23 protein-coding genes and 8 pseudogenes are annotated in these 21,816 nt (G+C 45.3%); 30 read left to right on the top strand and 1 reads right to left on the bottom strand.

Going from position 1 to position 21,816, the window contains the following annotated elements; translation table 11 throughout:
* Positions 1-25: 25 nt before the first annotated feature.
* A complete protein-coding gene (locus tag MMY81_RS09200; protein WP_252312600.1) occupies positions 26-1,357 on the bottom strand; it encodes an FAD-dependent oxidoreductase in 1,332 nt (443 codons plus the stop codon).
* 181 nt (positions 1,358-1,538) lie between these two features.
* Here MMY81_RS09200 and prfA point away from each other — a divergent pair.
* The 30 genes and pseudogenes from prfA (at position 1,539) to MMY81_RS09050 (ending at position 21,786) form a co-directional block, all read left to right on the top strand.
* A pseudogene (gene prfA / locus MMY81_RS09195) lies at positions 1,539-2,613 on the top strand (peptide chain release factor 1).
* Positions 2,613-3,470, top strand: a complete 858-nt coding sequence (gene prmC, locus MMY81_RS09190; RefSeq protein ID WP_252312599.1) for a peptide chain release factor N(5)-glutamine methyltransferase — start codon at positions 2,613-2,615, stop codon at positions 3,468-3,470. Before prfA ends, prmC begins: the two are co-directional and overlap by 1 nt.
* Positions 3,471-3,617: 147 nt before the next feature.
* Positions 3,618-4,645: pseudogene (locus MMY81_RS35105) on the top strand (L-threonylcarbamoyladenylate synthase).
* 86 nt (positions 4,646-4,731) lie between these two features.
* A pseudogene (locus tag MMY81_RS35100) lies at positions 4,732-5,174 on the top strand (low molecular weight protein arginine phosphatase).
* Positions 5,175-5,201: 27 nt separating this feature from the next.
* A complete protein-coding gene (rpiB, locus tag MMY81_RS09170; protein ID WP_120191502.1) occupies positions 5,202-5,639 on the top strand; it encodes a ribose 5-phosphate isomerase B in 438 nt (145 codons plus the stop codon).
* Positions 5,640-5,653: 14 nt separating this feature from the next.
* On the top strand, positions 5,654-6,205 hold the full coding sequence (locus tag MMY81_RS09165) for a TIGR01440 family protein (protein ID WP_252312596.1): 552 nt from the start codon (positions 5,654-5,656) through the stop codon (positions 6,203-6,205).
* A gap of 136 nt (positions 6,206-6,341) precedes the next feature.
* Entirely contained in the window at positions 6,342-7,586 is a 1,245-nt protein-coding gene (locus MMY81_RS09160) for a serine hydroxymethyltransferase (RefSeq protein ID WP_252312595.1), read from the top strand.
* Positions 7,587-7,797: 211 nt separating this feature from the next.
* Entirely contained in the window at positions 7,798-8,427 is a 630-nt protein-coding gene (gene upp, locus MMY81_RS09155) for a uracil phosphoribosyltransferase (RefSeq protein WP_120191505.1), read from the top strand.
* 438 nt (positions 8,428-8,865) lie between these two features.
* A complete protein-coding gene (locus MMY81_RS09150) occupies positions 8,866-9,237 on the top strand; it encodes an ATP synthase subunit I (protein WP_120191506.1) in 372 nt (123 codons plus the stop codon).
* Positions 9,238-9,288: 51 nt separating this feature from the next.
* Positions 9,289-10,017, top strand: a complete 729-nt coding sequence (gene atpB, locus MMY81_RS09145; RefSeq protein WP_120191507.1) for a F0F1 ATP synthase subunit A — start codon at positions 9,289-9,291, stop codon at positions 10,015-10,017.
* A gap of 59 nt (positions 10,018-10,076) precedes the next feature.
* On the top strand, positions 10,077-10,289 hold the full coding sequence (atpE, locus tag MMY81_RS09140) for a F0F1 ATP synthase subunit C (RefSeq protein ID WP_120191508.1): 213 nt from the start codon (positions 10,077-10,079) through the stop codon (positions 10,287-10,289).
* Positions 10,290-10,384: 95 nt separating this feature from the next.
* Complete coding sequence (gene atpF, locus MMY81_RS09135) at positions 10,385-10,876, top strand: F0F1 ATP synthase subunit B (protein ID WP_252312594.1); 492 nt, start codon at positions 10,385-10,387, stop codon at positions 10,874-10,876.
* Positions 10,873-11,422 (top strand): annotated as a pseudogene (locus tag MMY81_RS35095) (F0F1 ATP synthase subunit delta). Before atpF ends, MMY81_RS35095 begins: the two are co-directional and overlap by 4 nt.
* Positions 11,423-11,433: 11 nt before the next feature.
* The gene (locus MMY81_RS09120; protein ID WP_252312591.1) at positions 11,434-11,607 is read left to right on the top strand and encodes a hypothetical protein; all 174 of its coding nucleotides are present in this window, start codon (positions 11,434-11,436) and stop codon (positions 11,605-11,607) included.
* Positions 11,544-11,681, top strand: a complete 138-nt coding sequence (locus MMY81_RS09115) for a hypothetical protein (RefSeq protein ID WP_308215293.1) — start codon at positions 11,544-11,546, stop codon at positions 11,679-11,681. The genes MMY81_RS09120 and MMY81_RS09115 overlap by 64 nt, the downstream gene beginning before the upstream one ends.
* A 207-nt stretch (positions 11,682-11,888) precedes the next feature.
* Positions 11,889-12,497, top strand: a pseudogene (locus tag MMY81_RS09110) (hypothetical protein).
* A complete protein-coding gene (locus MMY81_RS09105; RefSeq protein WP_252312590.1) occupies positions 12,478-12,942 on the top strand; it encodes a F0F1 ATP synthase subunit alpha in 465 nt (154 codons plus the stop codon). The pseudogene MMY81_RS09110 and the gene MMY81_RS09105 overlap by 20 nt, the downstream one beginning before the upstream one ends.
* Before the next feature lie 30 nt (positions 12,943-12,972).
* Positions 12,973-13,831: pseudogene (atpG, locus tag MMY81_RS09100) on the top strand (ATP synthase F1 subunit gamma).
* A gap of 164 nt (positions 13,832-13,995) precedes the next feature.
* The gene (locus tag MMY81_RS35090) at positions 13,996-14,289 is read left to right on the top strand and encodes a hypothetical protein (RefSeq protein WP_374561587.1); all 294 of its coding nucleotides are present in this window, start codon (positions 13,996-13,998) and stop codon (positions 14,287-14,289) included.
* A 76-nt stretch (positions 14,290-14,365) separates the two neighbouring features.
* A pseudogene (locus tag MMY81_RS35085) lies at positions 14,366-14,763 on the top strand (hypothetical protein).
* A 5-nt stretch (positions 14,764-14,768) separates the two neighbouring features.
* Positions 14,769-15,107: an ATP synthase beta subunit C-terminal domain-containing protein gene (locus tag MMY81_RS35080; RefSeq protein ID WP_374561622.1), complete on the top strand. Its 339-nt coding sequence runs from the start codon at positions 14,769-14,771 to the stop codon at positions 15,105-15,107.
* A gap of 195 nt (positions 15,108-15,302) precedes the next feature.
* Positions 15,303-15,704, top strand: a pseudogene (locus MMY81_RS09090) (F0F1 ATP synthase subunit epsilon).
* Between the two features lie 507 nt (positions 15,705-16,211).
* The gene (locus MMY81_RS09085; RefSeq protein ID WP_252312589.1) at positions 16,212-16,367 is read left to right on the top strand and encodes a DUF1146 domain-containing protein; all 156 of its coding nucleotides are present in this window, start codon (positions 16,212-16,214) and stop codon (positions 16,365-16,367) included.
* A gap of 129 nt (positions 16,368-16,496) precedes the next feature.
* A complete protein-coding gene (gene murA, locus MMY81_RS09080; RefSeq protein ID WP_252312588.1) occupies positions 16,497-17,828 on the top strand; it encodes a UDP-N-acetylglucosamine 1-carboxyvinyltransferase in 1,332 nt (443 codons plus the stop codon).
* 151 nt (positions 17,829-17,979) lie between these two features.
* Positions 17,980-18,795 carry a flagellar hook-basal body protein gene (locus tag MMY81_RS09075; protein ID WP_252312587.1) on the top strand — a complete coding sequence of 272 codons (816 nt, stop codon included), beginning with the start codon at positions 17,980-17,982 and terminating at the stop codon, positions 18,793-18,795.
* A gap of 22 nt (positions 18,796-18,817) precedes the next feature.
* Positions 18,818-19,657 (top strand): flagellar hook-basal body protein, encoded by an 840-nt coding sequence (locus MMY81_RS09070; RefSeq protein WP_252312586.1) that lies wholly within the window; start codon positions 18,818-18,820, stop codon positions 19,655-19,657.
* A 45-nt stretch (positions 19,658-19,702) separates the two neighbouring features.
* Positions 19,703-19,978 carry a DNA-directed RNA polymerase subunit beta gene (locus MMY81_RS09065; RefSeq protein ID WP_252312585.1) on the top strand — a complete coding sequence of 92 codons (276 nt, stop codon included), beginning with the start codon at positions 19,703-19,705 and terminating at the stop codon, positions 19,976-19,978.
* A 67-nt stretch (positions 19,979-20,045) separates the two neighbouring features.
* The gene (gene fabZ / locus MMY81_RS09060) at positions 20,046-20,483 is read left to right on the top strand and encodes a 3-hydroxyacyl-ACP dehydratase FabZ (RefSeq protein ID WP_252312584.1); all 438 of its coding nucleotides are present in this window, start codon (positions 20,046-20,048) and stop codon (positions 20,481-20,483) included.
* Positions 20,484-20,632: 149 nt separating this feature from the next.
* The gene (locus MMY81_RS09055; protein ID WP_252312583.1) at positions 20,633-20,806 is read left to right on the top strand and encodes a hypothetical protein; all 174 of its coding nucleotides are present in this window, start codon (positions 20,633-20,635) and stop codon (positions 20,804-20,806) included.
* A gap of 158 nt (positions 20,807-20,964) precedes the next feature.
* A complete protein-coding gene (locus tag MMY81_RS09050; protein WP_252312733.1) occupies positions 20,965-21,786 on the top strand; it encodes an undecaprenyl-diphosphate phosphatase in 822 nt (273 codons plus the stop codon).
* The last annotated feature ends 30 nt before the right edge of the window (positions 21,787-21,816 follow it).

The following is a 21,816-nucleotide window of genomic DNA, read 5'->3' as shown; positions in this document are numbered from 1 at the left end:
CAAAATAGAAGCCGGGAGTTGGAAATCAGGACTTTGCCCGGCGTGCTGTCTGCTGGATAGGATCCCAGACTCCGTTATAGGGAGGGGCATAGGAGAGGTCGAGATCTTCCAGTTCATCAATAGTGGCGCCGTAGTACATAGCGGTTGCAAGGACGTCAATCCGCTTATCGGCGCCTGCTTCGCCGATAACCTGGGCCCCAATGAGCTTTCTGGATTCTTTTTGATGTAAAAGTTTAATGGTCAGCTCTTTATGACCCGGGAAGTATCCTGCGATGTGGGAAGATTTGCTGACCGTTGACGCACACGATATATTTTCCTCCCGTGCTTCTGCCTCAGACAGGCCTGTCCGCGCAAGCGTTAAATCAAAGAACTGCAGGATGGATGTGCCGTTGATTCCTTTAAATTCTTTTGGATTGCCTCCCATATTAAGTCCGGCGAGGCGTCCTTGTTTATTGGCATGTGTCCCAAGGGGGATATAGTCATTTTTTTCTTTCATGCGGTGGAATTGAACGGCACAGTCCCCGGCTGCGTAAATGCTGTCTATGTTCGTTTCCATTTTTTTATTAACGACCACGGCGCCGTTATCAAACAGTTCAACACCGGTCTCCTGCAGAAAATCAGTATTCGGCGACAGGCCGGTTGCGATGATAACCAGGTCCGCCGGATAGGTGCCGCTTTCCGTAGAAATAGAGGAGACGCGGCTTTGGCCATTAATGGAAGTAACGTTTTCCTCCAGGTGAAGTGTCACTCCATGCTTTGTTGCTTCATCTATGATCATGTCACCCATATCCGGATCAAACATGGATGCGAGACGGCTTCCCCGTTGAATCATACGGACATTCTGACCGTTCCTGATCAGGTTTTCCGCCATTTCCAATCCAATATATCCGCCGCCGACAATAACCGTTTCCTGCACCGAAGGCAGCTCTTTAACAATTTTTTCGATGTCTGGAATTGTCTTGACGGTATGGACACCTTCTTTGTCAGTACCGGGCCATTCCGGAACCGTCGGACTTCCGCCGGAAGCAACGAGAAGCTTATCGTAGGAAACCGTAAAGGGATCTCCGCTGGACAGATCCGTCCCGGAAACGGTCTTCTGTTGGGCATCCACCTTTGTAACGTGATGAAGCGTGCGGGCGTCAATTCCGTATTTACTGCGGAAGGTTTCCACTTTTCTTGCAATCAGGTCCTCCGTTTTTGAGACTACTCCCCCGGCTATGTATGGAAGGCCGCACTGGGCATACGAATAAATGGTTCCCCGTTCGAGGGTCGTAATGTCGGCCTGTTTTGTATTCCGGACGAGCTGCATCGCTGCGCTCATTCCTGCCGCATCGCCGCCAATAATGACATATTTCATATCTGCATCTCCTGCTTTCTTTGTCAGTAATTAATAAGCTGTCAGGTTCTTTTCCCTTTCTTAAGATGAAAAAAACGAGAAAGAGGCCCGTCTGAAATATTGGAATGAAGGATGCTTTGACTGCCGATATGGCGTATACTATAATTATTAAGCTATGCAATAGTATAAAGAGGTGAAGTTTGTGATAGATCGATTACAAACGGTAGAGGACAGATATAATCATTTAAATGAGTTACTCAGTGATCCGGACGTTATCAGTGATACAAAGAAACTAAGAGAATATTCAAAAGAGCAGGCTGATCTTTCCAAAACGGTGGAAGTATATAGAGAATACAAAACAGTGACGGAAGAGCTTAAAGAAGCCAAGTCCATGCAGCAGGAAGCAATGGACAAAGAAATGGAAGACATGGTGAAGATGGAAATAGAAGAGCTGATAGAAAGACAAACGGCTCTTGAAGAAAAACTTCACGTCATGCTTCTGCCAAAAGATCCCAATGACGATAAAAACGTCATCGTAGAAATCCGCGGAGCGGCCGGCGGCGACGAAGCTGCCTTATTTGCCGTGTGATTTATTTAAAATGTATTCACGCTACGCTGAAAAAATGAATTGGAAAACAGAAATAATTGAATCAAGCACCAGCGATGTGGGCGGCTATAAAGAAATTATTTTCATCGTAAACGGAAGCGGTGCTTATTCCAGGCTGAAATATGAAAATGGGGCCCACCGGGTGCAGAGGGTGCCAAGCACCGAATCCGGTGGACGCATTCATACGTCTACGGCTACGGTAGCTATCCTTGCAGAAGCAGAAGAAGTAGAGGTCGACATCCACGATAAGGATATCCGCGTGGACACCTTTACATCAAGCGGACCCGGCGGACAGAGCGTTAACACGACGATGTCGGCCGTCCGTCTGACGCACGAACCTACCGGCGTAGTAGTTTCCTGTCAGGATGAAAAATCCCAGATTAAAAACAAAGAAAAAGCAATGAAAGTTCTGCGGGCGCGTATTTATGATAAATTCCAGCGTGAAGCGCAGGCGGAGTATGATGAAACAAGAAAATCTGCCGTAGGTACAGGAGATCGTTCTGAACGGATCAGAACGTATAATTTTCCGCAGAGCAGAGTCACCGATCACCGTATCGGCTTAACGCTTCAAAAGCTGGATCAGATTCTGGCCGGCGAACTCGATGAAATTATTGATCCGCTGGTAGTAGAAGAACAGGCGGAAATGATGGAAAGAGCAAGCGAAAGATAATGAACATACCCTACGTATATGAGGCCCTTAACTGGGCTTCTTCTTTTTTAGGTGAACATGGCCGTGAGCCGCAGGCAGCTGTATGGCTTCTCTCCTCCAGGATGAATGAAGATCAGACTTCTCTTCATCTTGACCGGGGCGAAAAGCTTACAGACGATGTATGGAAGGCGTTTCAGGCGGATGTAGCCACTCATGTGTCAGGTGTGCCGGTACAGCACATTACAGGAGAAGGTGCCTTTTATGGCAGAATGTTTTCTGTTAATGAACATGTGCTTATTCCAAGGCCGGAAACGGAAGAACTGGCATATGAAGTGATTCAATGGCTGGGCAGGCAGGAACCGGGAATGATCCGGCGCGGGGTGGATATTGGAACAGGGAGCGGAGCTCTGGCCGTAACGATAGCGCTGGAAGCAGACGGCATAGAAATGACGGCAACAGATTTAATGGACGAGGCGCTGCAGAAAGCTGAGCAGAATGCCCGCATGCTGGGTGCAGCCGTGGAGTTTATTAAAGGAGATCTGGCCCGCCCGATAGAAGGCCGACTGTTTGATGTTATTGTGTCCAATCCTCCTTACATTCCGCTCGATCAGTGGGAACTGCTGGATGACATTGTAAAAGACTTTGAGCCGAGAACTGCTCTTGTCGGAAAAGATGCTGACGGGCTTTTCTGCTACAGAAAGCTGGCGGAAGATATTCCGGCACTTCTCAATCGTCCCGGCCTTGCTGCTTTTGAGATTGGAATGGATCAGGGAGAGGGAGCGCTGGCTATTTTTAAGCAGGCTTTTCCGGACGAGCACGTATGGCTGAAACAGGATATCAATAAAAGAGACCGAATGATTTTTGTAGAAAAAAAGTAAAAGTTATATACAAGCAGTTATCCACTTATTAAGATATTACTGTGGATAACTTTTTTATTTTTGTTATCCGTTAATAAAAACCTTAAAAATCAGTGATTTTCTTTAAGTAGAAATGAGGGTGAAAAGTTGAGTTATACACATACAAAGATCTGGACTGTGGATAAAAATAAAAAAACACTTCCGTCCGACCCATCCATTGTAGAAGCTGCCGACTATATCAAACGAGGAGAAGTAGTGGCTTTTCCTACGGAGACAGTGTATGGACTAGGTGCGGATGCTTCCAGCAGAGAAGCAGTGGATAAAATATTTGCTGCCAAAGGAAGGCCTGGGGATAACCCGCTTATCGTTCATATTGCAGATTATCCACATCTGGATAACTTAAACGTCCAGGTGGACGATGTCGAACGCCGATTGATGAAAGCATTTTGGCCGGGTCCGCTGACTATTGTCCTGCACGGCAGTTTTCCGGTATCTGCCAATGTCACGGCGGGGCTGGACACGCTGGCTGTTCCGCATGCCGGACCATCCCGTGGCGCTTGCATTAATCAAAGCATCGGGAAAAGCACTTGCTGCACCGAGTGCCAATTTATCCGGCAGGCCGAGTCCGACGAAAGCGTCCCATGTAACGTTTTGATCTCAATCGTAGAATTGCCGGAGTGGTCGATGGAGGAGAAACCGGATATGGGCTGGAGTCAACAGTTGTAGAATGGAAAGATGGCGTATGCTGGATTCTGCGTCCGGGGGGCATTACGAAAGAGCAGATAGAAAAGCTGCTGCCGGACACCCCCGTAAGAAATGAAGCGGGAAGCAGTCAGGAGGCCCCTAAATCACCTGGAACAAAATACCGTCATTATGCGCCGGACACGCCTCTTTTTTTAATAGAAGAATCCCGGATAATGAATGAAGTGCGCCTCGCCCGCAAACAGGGGAAAAAGACGGGGGTTTTGTCAGGTAGTGAAAGCTATAAAGCTCTGGCAGAAGAAGCCGATTTCTGTCTGGATATGGGATCGGTCCACACCCCGGAGGTATTTTCCTCCAGACTTTACAGCGCGTTGAGGGAAGCTGACGAGCACCAGCTTGATGTTCTTTTCTGTCCTGTATTTGAAGAAACAGAAATGGGAGCCGCGCTGATGAACAGACTTAAAAAAGCAGCAGAGGAGCCGGCGGCTGAATGAAGCCGTGAAGGTACGGGGCAAAAAGAATCTGTGATAAAATAGAAGCAAGCTTTAGTGAAAGATCAGCAGAAAGGAATGGCTGCGTAATGAAGCATGTCTTATTTGTATGCACAGGAAATACATGCAGAAGCCCTCTGGCAGAAGCCCTGCTTCTTCATAAAAATGAGGAAGAGATTGAAGTGAAGTCTGCCGGGGTATATGCAGCAGATGGTGTTCCGCCTTCCGTGGAAACGCTGGAAGTATTAAAAGAAAAAATATTTCCTATCAGGAAACATCGAACCTTTTAACAAAGGAGATGATTGACTGGGCGGATATTGTTCTGACCATGACCGTTTCTCATAAACAGGCAGCGGCGTCTATGTATCCCTACGCAGCAGACCGAATATATACTCTTCATGAATTCGCCCTGGATGATAAGGGGCGGGATATTATGGATCCAATCGGTGCAGACACTGACGTATACAGGCAGACAGCTGCAGAGATTGAGCGTCTGATGGATCACGCTATACCAAAAATAAAAAATTTGTAACAAGTATAATCAAGGAGAGTGCTGGGAATGAAAGTAGCAATTGGATCAGATCACGGAGGATATAATTTAAAAGAGGAAATTAAGACGATGCTTTCCAAAAAAGGTGTAGAAATAGAAGATGTAGGCTGCGACTGCGCGGATTCAGTGGATTATGCCGACTACGCTGTTCCTGTAGCGGAAAAAGTAGCAGCAGGAGAAGCGGACCGGGGCATCTTAATCTGCGGGACAGGTATTGGGATGTCCATTGCCGCAAATAAAGTTAAAGGTATCCGCTGCGCCCTCGTTCATGATTTGTTCAGTGCAAAAGCGACACGCGCCCATAATGACAGCAACGTGCTGGCCATGGGAGAAAGAGTCATAGGCCCGGGACTTGCCCTTGAAATTGCAGAAACATGGCTTGATACAGAATTCGAAGGCGGAAGACACGAAAAGCGGATCGAGAAAGTATCGGCAATCGAAAACTAATTGAGGTGAAAGGCATGGAAAACGCAGCTCACTGGAGAGAATCCCTCACTGTATTTTTAGATGCTTTGTATGAAAAAAAAGCCCTTGATCACCGGGACGTTCTAATTATTGGAGCCAGTACGAGCGAAGTGATCGGCAGAAATATTGGTTCTGCCGGCTCAGAAGAAGTGGCAGAAGAGCTGTTTCAGGAGTTTGCTTCTTTTCGGGATAAAACAGGTGTGCATCTGGCTTTTCAAGGCTGTGAGCACATTAATAGAGCCATAACGATAGAGCGGGAAACCGCGGACCGGTTTCACCTGGATCCGGTAAGCGCCGTTCCTCATCCGCGTGCCGGAGGGGCAATGGCTTCGAGAGCCTACCGGAAAATGAAAGACCCGGTAGTAGTAGAGCATATTCAAGCAGACGCGGGAATTGACATTGGTGATACGTTTATCGGCATGCATATGAAACATGTAGCGGTTCCCGTCAGAACGTCTATTGATGCTATTGGTTCGGCTCATGTTACTATGGCAGTCTCAAGACCCAAGTTAATCGGCGGAGAGCGTGCAAGATATTCACTGAAATAAAACTTAATATTTTTTAACATTTTATTTATAAAGTACGGAAATAGATGAATTTAAATGTTATAATGGCTTCGGATATTCAGAAAATCAGTCAAATAACGAATAATAAAAATGGTTTAGAGAGAAGGGAGCACTACAAATGTTAGAAACGGTTAAGAAAAAAGATGCTGCAGTATTTGAAGCAATGGAAAAAGAACTGCAGCGCCAGCGTGATAAAATTGAGCTGATCGCTTCAGAAAACTTTACGAGTGAAGCAGTTATGGAAGCTCAGGGATCTGTTCTTACAAACAAATATGCAGAAGGTTATCCAGGCAAAAGATTCTACGGTGGATGTGAGCACGTTGATACGGTAGAGGATCTTGCACGTGACCGCGCGAAGGAAATTTTCAATGCGGAACATGCTAACGTACAGCCGCATTCCGGTGCCCAGGCTAACATGGCAGTGTATTTCACTATATTAGAGCACGGAGATACAGTACTTGGCATGAATTTGTCCCACGGCGGTCACTTAACTCATGGAAGCCCTGTAAACTTCAGCGGAATTCAGTACAATTTCGTAGAATATGGTGTGACAGAAGATAATCAGGTCATTGATTATGAAGAAGTCAGAAAAGCGGCATTAGAGCATAAGCCAAAGCTTATTGTAGCCGGAGCAAGCGCCTACCCGCGCGAAATAGATTTTAAGAAATTCCGTGAAATCGCAGATGAAGTAGATGCTTACCTTATGGTTGACATGGCGCATATTGCAGGGCTGGTTGCAGCAGGACAGCACCAGAACCCGGTACCGCATGCGCATTTTGTTACAACAACTACGCACAAAACGCTTCGCGGGCCCCGCGGTGGACTCATTCTCTGCGAAGAGCGTTTTGCTAAAAAGATCGATAAGACGGTATTCCCAGGTATGCAGGGTGGTCCGCTTATGCACGTAATTGCAGCAAAAGCAGTAGCTTTCGGTGAAGCGCTGGAGCCTGAATTTGTGGAGTATTCCAAGCAGATTATTGTCAACGCGGTTCGTTTGGGAGAATCCCTTGTAAACGAAGGTATTGACCTTGTATCCGGAGGTACTGATAACCATCTTCTTCTTCTCGATCTCCGCAGGATCGGTATCACAGGAAAAGTGGCCGAGAAGGCCTTGGACGAAGCCGGTTTGACTACGAACAAAAACGCGATTCCATATGATCCGGAAAAGCCTTTTGTGACGAGTGGAATCCGTCTGGGAACCTCTGCAGTAACGACAAGAGGATTCAAGGAAGCAGAAATGGATGAGCTTGGAAAAATCATCGCTCTTGTTCTGAAAAATACAGAAAACGAAGAAAAGCTGAAGGAAGCTGCTGATCGAGTAGATCAGTTAACAGCACAATTCCCAATGTACCCGAATCTCTAGAATAAAATTTTTAAAACCGCGGCCGGATACAGGCTGCGGTTTTTTTATGAAAAGACAGGGTCTTTATTTATCTGAATCATTGCTATTTTTCCGGAAACCTTGATTGCGGGGTAATTATTCGGTAGAATTTCAAAAGAAGTGTGCGCAGATAAAACGCTGATCACAGGTGACCGTTCATTCTATTCGATTATATAAAAGAGGAGCTGCATGTATGTCAAAAGTACACGTTTTAAATCATCCATTAATCCAGCATAAATTAACATTTATCCGCGATGTTTCTACGGGAACCAAAGAATTCAGGGAGCTGGTGGAGGAAGTTTCGATGCTGATGGCTTTTGAAATCACACGAGATCTCCAGCTGCAGGAAGTAACCGTGGAAACGCCGGTCGGCCCGGCAAAAGGACATACACTTGCTGGTAAAAAGCTTGGAATTGTGCCGATTTTAAGAGCAGGTCTTGGCATGTCCGACGGTATTTTATCTCTTATCCCGGCTGCAAAAGTAGGCCATGTTGGTTTGTATCGTGATCCTAAAACGCTGAAACCGATTGAGTACTACGTGAAGCTTCCAAGCGACGTAGAAGAGCGTGAGTTTATCGTAATCGACCCAATGCTTGCGACAGGCGGTTCAGCAGTTGAAGCGTTGAACAGTCTTAAAAAACGCGGTGCTAAGAATATGAAGCTTATGTGTCTTGTGGCAGCTCCCGAAGGAGTAGCGGCCGTTCAGGAGGCTCATCCGGAAGTGGAAATATACCTTGGGGCGCTTGATGAAAAGCTTAATGAAAAAGGATATATCGTTCCGGGTCTTGGTGATGCCGGAGACCGTCTATTTGGAACAAAATAATTATTAAAAATCGTGTCTTTTTTTGACACGGTTTTTTTATTTCATGGAAAAGCAACATAAGTGTAATAATAAATTTACAATCAAATTGTCATCTAATAGTCACATTTCCAAAAGGCGCTCAAACCCTTATATTGCAAGGTTTTTTTCCTCATTATGGATTGACAGAAAACTCTCCCTATTGTACGATTACTAAGGATATATGATAGGGTTTTCATGTTCATGAACAGACGAGTTCAAATCAGGATCTAGTTAAGCAAATGCTTAAGCTTCTCCTTTGAACCCTCCTAAGCAGCTGTACATAGTTATTATCTGCAGGTTCGTGCAGATCAATCTTCGTTTTTAAAGTAAGTCTATGATGCTTGGGACGGCAATATTTTAACGTTTTGATTCAGGGTGACGGACTAGTCCGTCTGCTGAAAAAAAGAAGGAGAAGGTCAGATGTCTTCCTTTCAGGAAAATTACAAGCGCTATTTTATGCTGAGTGCAGCAGTCGTTTTTATTTACGCAGTATGCGCAGCGCTGACGTCACACAGCCTGTTTTTCTTGAGCCTGGCTACTGGATCTCTGCTGGGATTGTTTAACTTATGGAGCATGTACCGTGATACGCAGGCCGCCGCTGACTTTGAACGTTCAAATAAACTCGCGTTCGCTCTGGGAATGCCTGCGAGAGTGGGAGCCGGCGTCGTTATTGCCCTGCTGTTTCTGCAGTTTCCGGAACACTTTGGCATTGTGCCGCTGGCGGCTGGTTTAATGACTCCATACCTTATCATTCTTTTTTCTTTATTATTTTTTGCTTTTTCGTCCGATTGATGGGGTAACACAGTCATTTGCTAAACTATAGGAAAAGGGGTGAATTTAACCATGGATCACGAATTTCCGATAGCCTACGATGTGTTTGGCATTCCGGGCTTTCATGCGAATCTGTCGAATATTCTTATGCTGACAGTAGCGGCCGTGATCGTATTTATCATAGGAATGATCAGTGCGAGATCGATAAAAATGAAGCCGACGGGAATGCAGAATGTATTTGAATGGGTCATTGATTTTATTAAAAATATTATTTCCAGCACGATGAGCTGGAAAACCGGGGAACGTTTTTTCGGATTAGGAATTACTATTTTCTTATTTATTTTAGTAGCCAACCTTCTGGGTGTTCCTTTTATGCTGTTTACAGAACAAACGCATACAGTCTGGTGGAGGTCACCTACAGCAGACCCTATCATTACAATGACTTTTGCGATTATGGTGCTCGTACTCTGCCACTATTACGGAATTAAAATTAGAGGCGGTAAAGAGTACGTTAAGGACTTCTTCCGCCCCATCCCTTATTTATTCCCATTTAAAGTGCTTGAGGAATTTACGAACACGATTACATTGGGAATGCGGCTTTTCGGTAACTTGTATGCAAAAGAAATTCTGCTTACAATGCTTGCCGCAGCAGGTGGAGCCAGTATACTGGGAGCGCTTGGCGCAAGTGTGCCGATGATTGCATGGCAGGCCTTCAGCTTGTTTATCGGTTCCATCCAGGCTTTTGTATTTTTAATGCTTACCATGGTGTATCTGGCTCATAAAGTAGAAGAAGAACACTAAAATCTTGATATCGGAAACAGCAGATTTGATATAAATTATAATACTAGGAGGATTTTATTATGGGAGCTTTAGCAGCAGGAATCGCGGCAGGACTAGCCGCACTAGGTGCAGGTATTGGTGTATCACAGATCGTACGCGGAACAATTGACGGTGTAGCGCGTCAGCCGGAACTAAAAGGTACATTACAGACGCTTATGTTTATCGGTGTGGCACTCGTTGAGGCACTTCCAATTATCGCAATCGTTATCGCCTTTATATTAATGGGTCAATAACTGCCGGCCAAATACAAGCCGGTTTAAAAATGGCGAAGTCCTTCAATCGATACTTCGCCATTCCTTTTGTATAAATGTAGAAAGGAGTGAAAGAAATGCCAGAAACACTAACGTTAGCAGATCCTTTATTTTCGATTGTGACATTTATTATCCTTCTCCTTCTTCTCCGGAAGTTTGCCTGGGGACCGATGATGAACATGATGCAGGAGCGGGAAGAAAAGATCGCAGATGATATTGATACAGCGGAAAACAACCGCCTGGAATCAGAGAAATATTTAGAACAGCAGAAACTTGAAGTAGACCGTGCCCGTGAAGAGGCGCAGTCCATTATAGAATCAGCCAAGAAAACAGGGGAGCAGCAGGGCCGTGAAATCGTAGAACAGTCCCGCCGTGAATCCGAACAGGTAAAAGAAAACGCCATGGCTCAGATCCAGAATGAAAAAGAGCAGGCTATTGCTGAATTAAGAGAGCAGGTATCGACGCTTTCCGTTATGATTGCAACGAAAATCATTGAGAAAGAACTTGATGAGGCGGAGCAGGAAAAGCTTATTGAAGAATATCTTCAAGAGGCAGGCGGAAACCTATGAGCAACCCAGCAGCAGCAAGAAGATATGCCGTAGCTTTATTTGAACTGGCCGGCGAAAAAGGCATGCTTGAAGAAATCAACAACGAGCTTCAAGTGGTGAAAGAAACCTTTGTCCAGAATCCTTCATATGTAGACTTTTGGAAAATCCCAAAGTCACCAGGATAAAAAAGCAGCATCTATTCATGAAGTATTTCTTTCAACAAACGATATGATACGCAGTACTCTGCTGCTTTTGTTAAAGAAAAGGCGCATTGATTGCACTGTACTTATCGCTGAACAGTATGAAAAGCTTGCAGATGACCAGCAGAAGCGCGGTTATGCGAAAGTATATACTGTAAAGCCGTTAAACGAGCAGGAAAAAACACGCATTTCCGAAGTGTTTGCAAAAAGAGTCGGAAAAGATACTGTATTTATTGAAAACATCATTGATTCATCTCTCATTGGCGGTATGAAAATACGCATTGGAGACACTATCTTTGATGGAAGCGTAAGAAATCAACTAAATCGTCTGGAACATCAGCTGATTTCCGGAAAAGACCTTAGATAGGGGGGAACACAATGAGCATCAGACCAGATGAGATAAGCTCTCTCATTAAGCAGCAGATTGAAGGATTTGAAACCGATGTGCAGGCAGCGAAGTTGGTACTGTTATTCAGATTGGTGATGGTATCGCACGTGCTCACGGCCTGGAAAACGCAATGGCCGGTGAACTGCTTGAGTTCTCTACCGTGAGTGATGGCATGGCTCAGAACCTGGAAGAAAAATATCGGTATTATTATTTTAGGACCCTACTCCGACATTCGTGAAGGAGACGAAGTAAAGCGTACAGGACGCATCATGGAAGTTCCGGTAGGCGAAGAAATTCTTGGACGCGTTGTAAACCCATTAGGCCAGCCGTTGACGGACAGGGCGCTATCGGGACGACGAAAACACGGCCAATTGAAAGTCCCGCACCTGGTGTTTATGGGTCCGTACACGAGCCGCTTCAGACAGGGATTAAAGCCATTGACTCCATGATTCCTATCGGCCGCGGCCAGCGTGAGCTTATCATCGGTGACCGTCAGATTGGTAAGACTTCTATTGCAATTGATACGATCATCAACCAAAAAGAAGAAGATATTATTTGTATATACGTAGCAATCGGCCAGAAGGAATCAACAGTTGCAAACGTAGTGGAAACGCTCCGTCAAAAAGGTGCGCTTGATTATACTATTATTGTAAACGCTGGTGCTTCTGACCCGGCTCCGCTTCTTTACCTGGCGCCATATGCCGGCGTATCCATGGGTGAAGAATTCATGTACAACGGAAAGCATGTACTCGTTGTATTTGATGACTTGACCAAACAGGCAGCCGCTTATCGTGAACTTTCGCTGCTTCTCCGCCGCCCGCCGGGCCGTGAAGCATTCCCGGGTGATGTTTTTCTATATTCACTCCCGTTTACTTGAACGTTCTGCAAAATTAAGTGATGCAAAGGGTCCGGTTCCATGACGGCTCTTCCGTTTGTTGAGACGCAGGCAGGCGACGTGTCCTCCTACATTCCAACTAACGTTATTTCCATCACGGACGGTCAGATTTTCCTTCAGTCCGATCTGTTTTATTCCGGTGTTTCGTCCTGCCGTTAACCCGGGTATCTCTGTATCTCGTGTAGGTGGTTCCGCCCAGATTAAAGCAATGAAAAAGGTAGCCGGTACGCTCCGTCTGGACCTGGCAGCTTTCCGTGAACTAGAGGCATTCTCCCAGTTCGGTTCGGATCTTGATGAGTCTACTCAGGCGAAGCTGAACCGGGGCGCGCGTACCGTAGAAATGCTTAAGCAGGACTTGAATAAGCCGCTCCGCGTGAAAAAGCAGGTAGCAATTATCTATGCTTTGACACAGGGCTATCTTGATGATGTACCCGTAACAGATATCCAGCGCTTTGAATCAGAGCTTATGGCTACCTCGATGCGGAAGAAAAAGCGCTTCTTGATGGTATCCGTGAAACCGGAAACCTTCCTGAAAAAGAAGACTTTAACCGTGCAATCGAAGGATTCAAACGTACATTTAATCCTACAAAGTAATATAAGATAATCACCCTAAAGAAGAAGGTGGTGAGATAGTATGGCCTCTTTACGTGACATTAAAACCGAATTAATTCGGTGAAAAAACAAAGCAGATAACAAAAGCGATGCAGATGGTATCCGCTTCGAAACTGAACCGTGCCCAGCGTCATTCCCAGGCATATGAACCTTATACAAGAAAGATAAAAGAGGTTGTAGCCAGTATTGCTGCGAGCAAAACGGATGCAACCCATCCTATGCTTGAAGAGCGGCCTGTTCAAAAAACAGCGTATATTATGATTTTTTTCCGATCAGGGCTTGCCGGCGGCTATAATGCCAGCTTGTTCAGAAATTTTATGCAGACGGTGGAAGAACGTCACTCTTCAAAAGAAGAGTACGGCGTGATTGTAATCGGCAGAATCGGCAGGGATCTTTCTGAAACGAAAAGATATTACTATTTTTGATGAAGTAACGGGCCTTTCCGACCAGCCGAGTTTTGAAGATATTAAAAACATTACACGGCTTGCCGTGGACATGTATAAAGACCAGGAAATAGACGAGCTGAACATCTGGTATAACCATTTCGTGAACCCTATTCAACAGGACGTTACGGAGAAAAAAATTCTGCCGCTTACGGATTTTGCAGAAGAAGATCAAAGTAACCAATCCTACGAATACGAGCCTTCCGAAGAGGCAGTACTTGAAACAGCTTCTGCCCCAGTACGCAGAAAGCTTGATTTATGGGGCATTGCTGGATGCCAAGGCGAGTGAGTTCGGTGCGCGGATGACGCATGAGCTCAGCAACAGATAACGCTACAGGCATCATCGATGAACAGACTATTGTTTACAACCGTGCAAGGCAGGCAGCAGTTACGCAGGAAATAACCGAGATTGTCGGCGGCGCTGCAGCACTGGAATAAAAGCCTTTAAAGTAACAGTGAGGAGGGAAATGAATGAACAACGGACGCATTACTCAGATATGGGACCGGTTGTGGATGTTGTGAGATTTTCCAGACGGCCACCTTCCTGAGTTAAATAACGCACTGACTATTCGCAGTCAAGTACGGCTGAAGGAACATCCGAGGTGCATGTGACGCTTGAAGTAGCGCTGCATCTTGGCGACAACTCTGTTCGTACCATTTCCATGGGCTCTACAGATGGATTGGTTCGACACAGAAGTAGTAAATACCGGCGGACCTATTTCCGTCCTGTCGGCGAACAGACTTTGGGACGGGTGTTTAATGTACTTGGCGACACCATTGACTTAGATGACAAGCTGGAAGAAAGTGCTGGAAGCAGAAGCCCTATTCACAGACAGCCCCCTAAGTTTGATGAACTGTCTACGCAGGCAGAGATTCTGGAAACGGAATTAAAGTAGTTGACCTGCTTGCCCCTTACGTAAAAGGTGGAAAGATCGGCCTGTTCGGAGGTGCGGTGTTGGTAAAACGGTTCTAATTCAGGAGCTTATCAATAACATCGCGCAGGAACACGGCGGTATTTCCGTATTTGCCGGTGTTGGTGAGCGTACGCGTGAAGGAAACGACCTTTATTTTGAAATGACTGATTCGGGGTTATTAAAAAGACCGCCATGGTATTCGGTCAGATGAACGAGCCGCCTGGTGCACGTATGCGTGTAGCCTTAACAGGTTTAACTATGGCAGAGCACTTCCGTGATAAGGAAGGAGCAGACGTTCTGCTCTTTATCGATAACATTTACCGCTTTACCCAGGCTGGTTCTGAAGTATCCGCCCTGTTGGGACGTATGCCATCAGCGGTTGGTTACCAGCCTACCCTGGCCACTGAGATGGGCCAGCTGCAGGAACGTATCACTTCCACTAAAACTGGTTCGTAACGTCTATCCAGGCGATCTATGTACCGGCCGATGACTATACAGACCCGGCTCCGGCTACAACGTTTGCCCACTTGGATGCGACAACAAACCTTGAGCGTAAATTAACAGAGCAGGGTATTTATCCGGCTGTGGATCCGCTTGCTTCCACGTCCCGTGCCCTTTCACCGGACATCGTAGGAGAAGAGCACTATCAAGTGGCGCAGGAAGTTCAGCAGACGCTTCAGAAGTATAAAGAACTGCAGGATATCATTGCTATTCTAGGTATGGATGAGCTGTCGGAAGAAGATAAGCTCGTACACCGTGCAAGACGTGTACAGTTTTTCCTATCCAGAACTTCCACGTAGCAGAACAGTTTACCGGCCAGACAGGATCTTATGTCCAGGTAAAAGATACCATCAAAGGATTCCGCGAAATTTTGGATGGAAAACATGATGACGTGCCTGAAGATGCATTTCGTCTAGTAGGTCCAATTGAAGCTGTGCTGGATAAAGTAAAAGCATCGTCTTAATTATGGAGGCTGCTGTGAAGGAGGATAAATGATGTCTACTACCAATCTCAGTATCGTTACTCCTGACGGCACAGTTTATGAGGGAGAAGCAGACCTGGTCAGTGTACGTTCCACACGGGGGAACTAGGTATACTGCCAGGCCATATTCCTTTAGTTGCGCCACTGGAAACAAGCCCTGTGCGGGTGAAAACAAATCAGGCACAGATCTTGTAGCGGTCAGCGGCGGCTTTGTAGAAGTGCGTCCTGATACGGTAACTATTTAGCCGAGTCAGCAGAGCGCCCGGAAGAAATAGACAAAGATCGTGCGCAGACAGCAAAAGAAAGAGCAGAAGAGCGACTAAACCGTGCTAAACAGGAAGAAATTGATATCAAGCGGGCTCAGCTCGCTTTAAAGCGTGCTAATACCAGGCTTGAAGTAGCAAAACAAAAATAAAAAATGGTTCACTGTGTCCAAACAGTGAACCATTTTTTATTTTTATACGTTAGCTGAGTAAGTAAACCTTTTAGTATCAGCAATTCTTTTCTATATTTGTAATTTTCTATCTATTGTTGTAATCTTTTTGTAAAGGTAATTTAAAAAACATGTTATATTGTATATACTATTTCTGTAAATATGGTACATTAGGTAAAGAATTATTTAAATTTTTCTTATTTTGTGCAACTTTTGTCCCTGATTATAAAAAATAATAGGAAAAAACAATGAACCGTTTATGTTTTTTACTGAAAGGGAAAATGAGTAATGGAACTTGAAGGAAAAGACTAGGAATTTTGACCCTTCTTTTATATCTGCAGATAGCTTATGATAGTGTGCGGATTGTACCGTCCTCAATAAGGAGTTTTTAATGGAAGCCGGTCAGGAAGCAGTTTTACATATACTCGTAAACATCTTTTTCTTATAGTAGTATGGTGGAGCCTGCAGGCCTTTCGTTTTGATGTCTTTTTGAGAGATCCCGAAGGCTTGAAAGCTAAATTGCTTTATTTATTTGTCACGATAGCTATCAGTTATCTAGTCAGGCTCTTTTTTCATGGAGTATCTACAGGTTCTTTCATGCTGAGAAACCTGCTTAAAAAAATTAAGAAAAACAATAATCTGTAACCTTTGCTGCATGCTGCCGACTATATTAGGTGGAACGTGCTCGGTGCAGCATAACTGTAAATCGTCACTGTAACTAACTTAAGATAATCAATTGGATAATAAAAATGACTAATAACGATGTATTAAATAGTGGAGGGAAATGGTGGAAAAAATTCTAGTAGAGGCGGAAAACGCTTAAAAGGATCAGTGAAAGTAGAAGGAGCTAAAAATGCCGTTCTACCTGTTATTGCAGCATCACTGCTTGCAGAAACGGGAAAAAGCACGATCTATGAGGTACCGCCTTTAGCCGATGTATATACAATGAAAAGCGTCCTTTCCCATATTGACGCGGCAATTGATTATAAGGATGGGGTTTTTACAGCTGATGCGAGTGGATCTATCGGCACGGAAGCCCCGTTTGAATATGTGCGCAAAATGAGAGCATCCTTTCTTGTTATGGGCCCGATGCTTGCAAGAAAAGGACTTGCCCATATTGCACTTCCAGGCGGATGCGCAATTGGCTCCCGTCCAATTGACCAGCACCTGAAAGGATTCGAAGCGATGGGTGCTGTTGTGGAAATTGGCAACGGCTATATCGAAGCCAAGGTAGAAGGCCGGCTGCAGGGAGCCCGTATATACATGGATTTCCCAAGCGTAGGCGCAACGGAAAACATTATGATGGCTGCAGCTCTTGCAGAAGGGACAACTATTCTGGAAAATGTAGCAGAAGAGCCTGAAATTGTAGACCTTGCCAACTATATTAATGCAATGGGCGGTAAAGTACGCGGAGCGGGAACAGGCACTATCCGCATTGAAGGCGTAGAAAGCATGCAGGGGGCTGTACACACAATTATCCCTGACCGTATTGAAGCAGGTACCTTCATGATTGCCGCAGCTATTACAGGAGGAGAAGTGTATGTAGAAGGAGCTCTTCACGAGCACCTCCGTCCTCTCGTAGCGAAAATGAGAGAAATGGGCGTTATCATTGAAGACGAAGATAACGGCATGCTTGTTAAAGGTCCAGATATGCTTCGTCCGGCTGATATTAAGACACTTCCGCATCCCGGCTTTCCAACAGATATGCAGGCTCAGTTCATGGCCCTGCTTACACAGGCTCATGGTACAGCCGTCATTACGGAAACAGTTTTTGAGAATCGTTTCATGCACGCAGAAGAATTCCGCCGCATGAACGCTGATATTAAGACAGAAGGCAGAACAGCTGTTGTGACAGGACCTGCTCACTTAACCGGAGCAGAAGTTGCAGCAACAGATCTTCGCGCAGGTGCTGCTCTTGTTCTTGCCGGATTAGTGGCAGAAGGAGAAACATCTGTAACAGAGCTCCGCCATCTTGATAGAGGATACGTAGACTTCCATCAGAAGCTGCAGGCGCTTGGGGCAAACGTAACGCGCGTCAGCGTAGAAGATAATCAGGTGGAGGAAGTTGAAGAAAATACAGTACTTCGTTCCGTACAAAACCGTTAATATGTAAAACTAAGCCCGGCGCTTCTGCGCCGGGCGTTTTTTTTTAGGGGAAAATGGATAAAAAAAGTACACATTATTCCACTTGTGCCGATATAGAGATAAAGATAATTAAAAGCAGCGGAAAGAAACTAAAAAAGGATGTGCAGCCCGGATGTTAAGAGGGTTTTATAGTGCAGCAAGCGGAATGATGGCTCAGCAGCGGAAAACAGAGATGCTCAACAATAATATATCCAATGTCAATACACCCGGTTTTAAGGAAGACAAAGGAGCCATCCGGACATTTCCCGAAATGCTTCTTCAGGCTAAAAATACAACAGGACAAAACGGTCAGGGGTCCCATCCGATTGGAGAACTCGCGACGGGTGTTTACATGCAGGAGAAGACGGCTAACACCGTACAGGGAGATCTGCAGGAAACCGGTAATGCCGTGGATGTTGCTATTTTAAATGGAAATGTGCCCGAAAATGAAGCAGGAGACCCAAGCTCCATTTATTTTGCAGTGACGAATGAAGATGGAGAAACCGGCTATTCCCGAAATGGTAATTTCGCCGTGGATGGGGCAGGATTTTTAACAACCAGCCAGGGGCATTATATTCAGGATACCGATGGTCAGCCCATTGCTGTAGGAAATGAACGATTTACATTGAGCCGGGATGGAATCGTCACAACCGAAGATGGAGAGCAGGCGGGACAGATTGCCATAGCTTATGCAGAAAACAGCGATAATCTCGTAAAAGAAGGGTCAGGGCTGTATCGTTCAGAAAATGGAGATCTGCCGCCTGCCGGTGAGGCAGGAGCTGATTATCAGCTGCAGCAGGGTTTTATTGAGCGTTCCAACGTAGATACTACGCAGACCATGGGGGAGCTGACGAGCAGCTACCGTAACTTTGAATCCAACCAAAAAATACTTCAGTCATATGATCAGAGCATGCAGCGTGCCGTAAATGAAGTCGGCAGACTGGGATAGCCATAAATAAAGGAGACCACATATGAATTCAATGATGATGCCTGCATACAATACAATGGGAGAAATTCAAAAACAGATGGATGGCATTACAAATAATCTCTCCAACAGCAATCAAATTGGCTATAAACGAAGAGAGAGCACGTTCTCGGATTTACTGTTTCAGCAGATCAACAACCAGCCTAACGCGAACCAGCTTGGCCGCAGAACGCCTGAAGGGATCCGTCAGGGAAATGGAGCGGGTATTGCCCAAACGGCTCTTCGCCTCGAACAGGGCGCTTTAAAACAGACGGACCGTGAGCTTGATTTTGCAATTACAGACGAAGATTCTTTCTTTCAGGTAGAAAACACGGCAGGAGGAGCTGCGGAAAGGCGTTATTCCAAGGACGGTAACTTTAAGATGTCCGAGAATCCAGAGGCTCCCGGATCATGGACGCTCGTAAACAGTTCGGGAGAATATGTACTCGGAGAGAACGGAGAGAGAATAAACATGCCGGCAGGCGCCCGGGACATCACGCTGCTTAATAACGGACAGCTCACAGCTGTTCTGGAAGATGGGGAAACGGCAGAAATTGGCAGCATTGAACTGGCAAGAATACTCAAACCACAGCTTTTGGAAAATCAGGGCGGTAATTCTTATACACTTCCAGATCCTGCATTGCTTGATGTTGCAGAAGAAGATATGATAGAGTTGCAACCGGGAACATCAGGTCTGCTTCAGCAGAACACATTGGAACAGTCGAACGTTGACATGGGCCAGGAAATGACAAATCTTATTCAGGCACAGCGTAATTATTCCTTTAATGCCCGTGCAATTACGCAGGGAGATCAAATGATGGGATTAATTAACAGCGTACGCGGTTAATCAGCGGGGCTTGCTTGCCGGATGGATAGTATGGGAGAGGAACCGATGAAGCCAGGAAAAACACCCAGGCAGGGGGCAACCAGAACGGAACAGAGACACCGGGAAAAAACAGCGCCGGAAAGCGGTCCCACGCATGGTGAGAAGGACGATAAGTCTATTCCGCCATTATGGAAACGTCTGACAGGTCTTCTTATTGCCTTACTTATTCTTGCATTCGTAGGATTAATCGTCGGCTATCTGATTTTAGGGGACGGCGAATCTCTGCATGTATTGAATCCTGTTACGTGGATTGAACTGCTCCGCTTTGTCACGGGTCGATAGCACAGCTTGTTTATGGCATACTATAAACAGGCTGTGTTTTTATTATGCTTAAAAAGGAGAGATACATATGTTAACTATTGATGAAATCAAAGACATTATTCCGCACCGCTATCCATTTCTTTTAATCGATAAAGTAATTGAAGTCGAAGACGGCAAACGAGCGGTTGCTGTAAAGAATGTCACGGCAAATGAAGAGTTTTTTAACGGGCATTTCCCGGAATATCCGGTAATGCCCGGCGTTCTTATTGTAGAAGCAATGGCCCAGACAGGGGCTGTAGCTCTTTTAAAGCTGGAGGAAAACCGGGGCAAGCTTGCTTTGTTTGCCGGCATTGACGGCTGCCGTTTCAAGCGCCAGGTAAAACCGGGTGACCAGCTTACGCTGGAAGTGGAGATTAAAGGATTCCGCCGCTCGATTGGAAAAGGAAAAGCTACAGCAAAAGTAGATGGCGAGATTGTAGCGGAAACGGAACTGACTTTTGCACTGCAGGACGCACCATCCTCTTAAATAACGCTGAGAACTAATCTATTGAAGAGCCCGGTATGAATCAATTCCGGGCTCTTTTTCTATATATCTGCATCAGGCATTTTCTGAAAAAGAAAAGCCCCGCTGTGATAAAATAAAAAAAAGCGAAAACGTCGAGGGGGAGTCCTGCCATGCTTCTAACATCCAAAGAAAAAAAGCATCTGCTGAAAGTGTTAAAAAGAGATCAGTATAAATTGTTTCAGCCGCAGGCGGAAAAAGAGAAATCAAAAGAGCTGTACGACAAAATCAAGCAGACGATCCGAAATGAAAAAATAAATGAAGATAAGCAGAGCAGCAAGCTTTAAAGCGCTGACCGTATGATTTTTGTCAGAGAAGCTTTTCTGTAAAACAGTAAGATAAGAATGGGGAATTAGATCCTTGTTTATTACAGGCTGTGTCTATACATTATATAAGCAGGTATTGTTTATATTCCATTAGAAAAGCAGGGTGGCACAGCGTGAATATGTGGGAATGGTTTGTTGCTTTTATCCTTGGAATGGTAGAAGGATTGACGGAATTTGCGCCAATCTCTTCTACAGGCCATATGATTATTGATGATATGTTATTATTTCAATCAGCAGAACTTTTTACACAGGAAGTGGCAAACACATTCAAAGTAGTGATTCAGCTTGGCTCTATCATGGCTGTCGTCATCGTATTTAAAGACCGCTTTAAAGAAATGCTGTATATAGATAAAAAAGCGGTGACTTCTAATCCCCGGCAGCGCCTGAAGCTTTCCACCATTATTATTGGACTGCTGCCTGCAGCTGTACTCGGTTTTTTATTTGAAGATTATATTGATACGTACTTATTTTCCATTAACACCGTTATCGCAGGTTTAATTGCTGGAGCATTTCTTATGATTGCTGCAGATAAATTCAGGCCGTCATCGGGACTGACTGCCTCAGTGGATCAGATTTCCTGGAAACAGGCTTTACTTGTAGGAGCGGTACAGTGCCTGGCCCTGTGGCCCGGTTTTTCAAGGTCAGGCGCTACGATATCAGGAGGCGTGCTTCTTGGAATGACACATAGAACGGCAGCTGATTTTACGTTTATCATGGCCGTTCCGATCATGCTTGGGGCAGGGAGCCTTTCTCTTATTAAGAACTGGCAGTATTTTACGCTGGATGCCCTTCCTTTTATGGGGGTCGGCTTTATCAGTGCGTTTTTGTTTGCGCTGCTGTCCATCCGCTTTTTTTTAAGGCTGATCGACAAAGTAAAGCTCGTTCCTTTTGCCATTTACCGGTTATTACTGGCAGGAGTGTTAATTCTCATATTAATCTAAAAACAGAGAGAGCCATGAGGCTCTCTCTGT

Source organism: Sinobaca sp. H24 (assembly GCF_023845525.1).
This window is presented reverse-complemented; position numbering and strand designations above follow the sequence as displayed.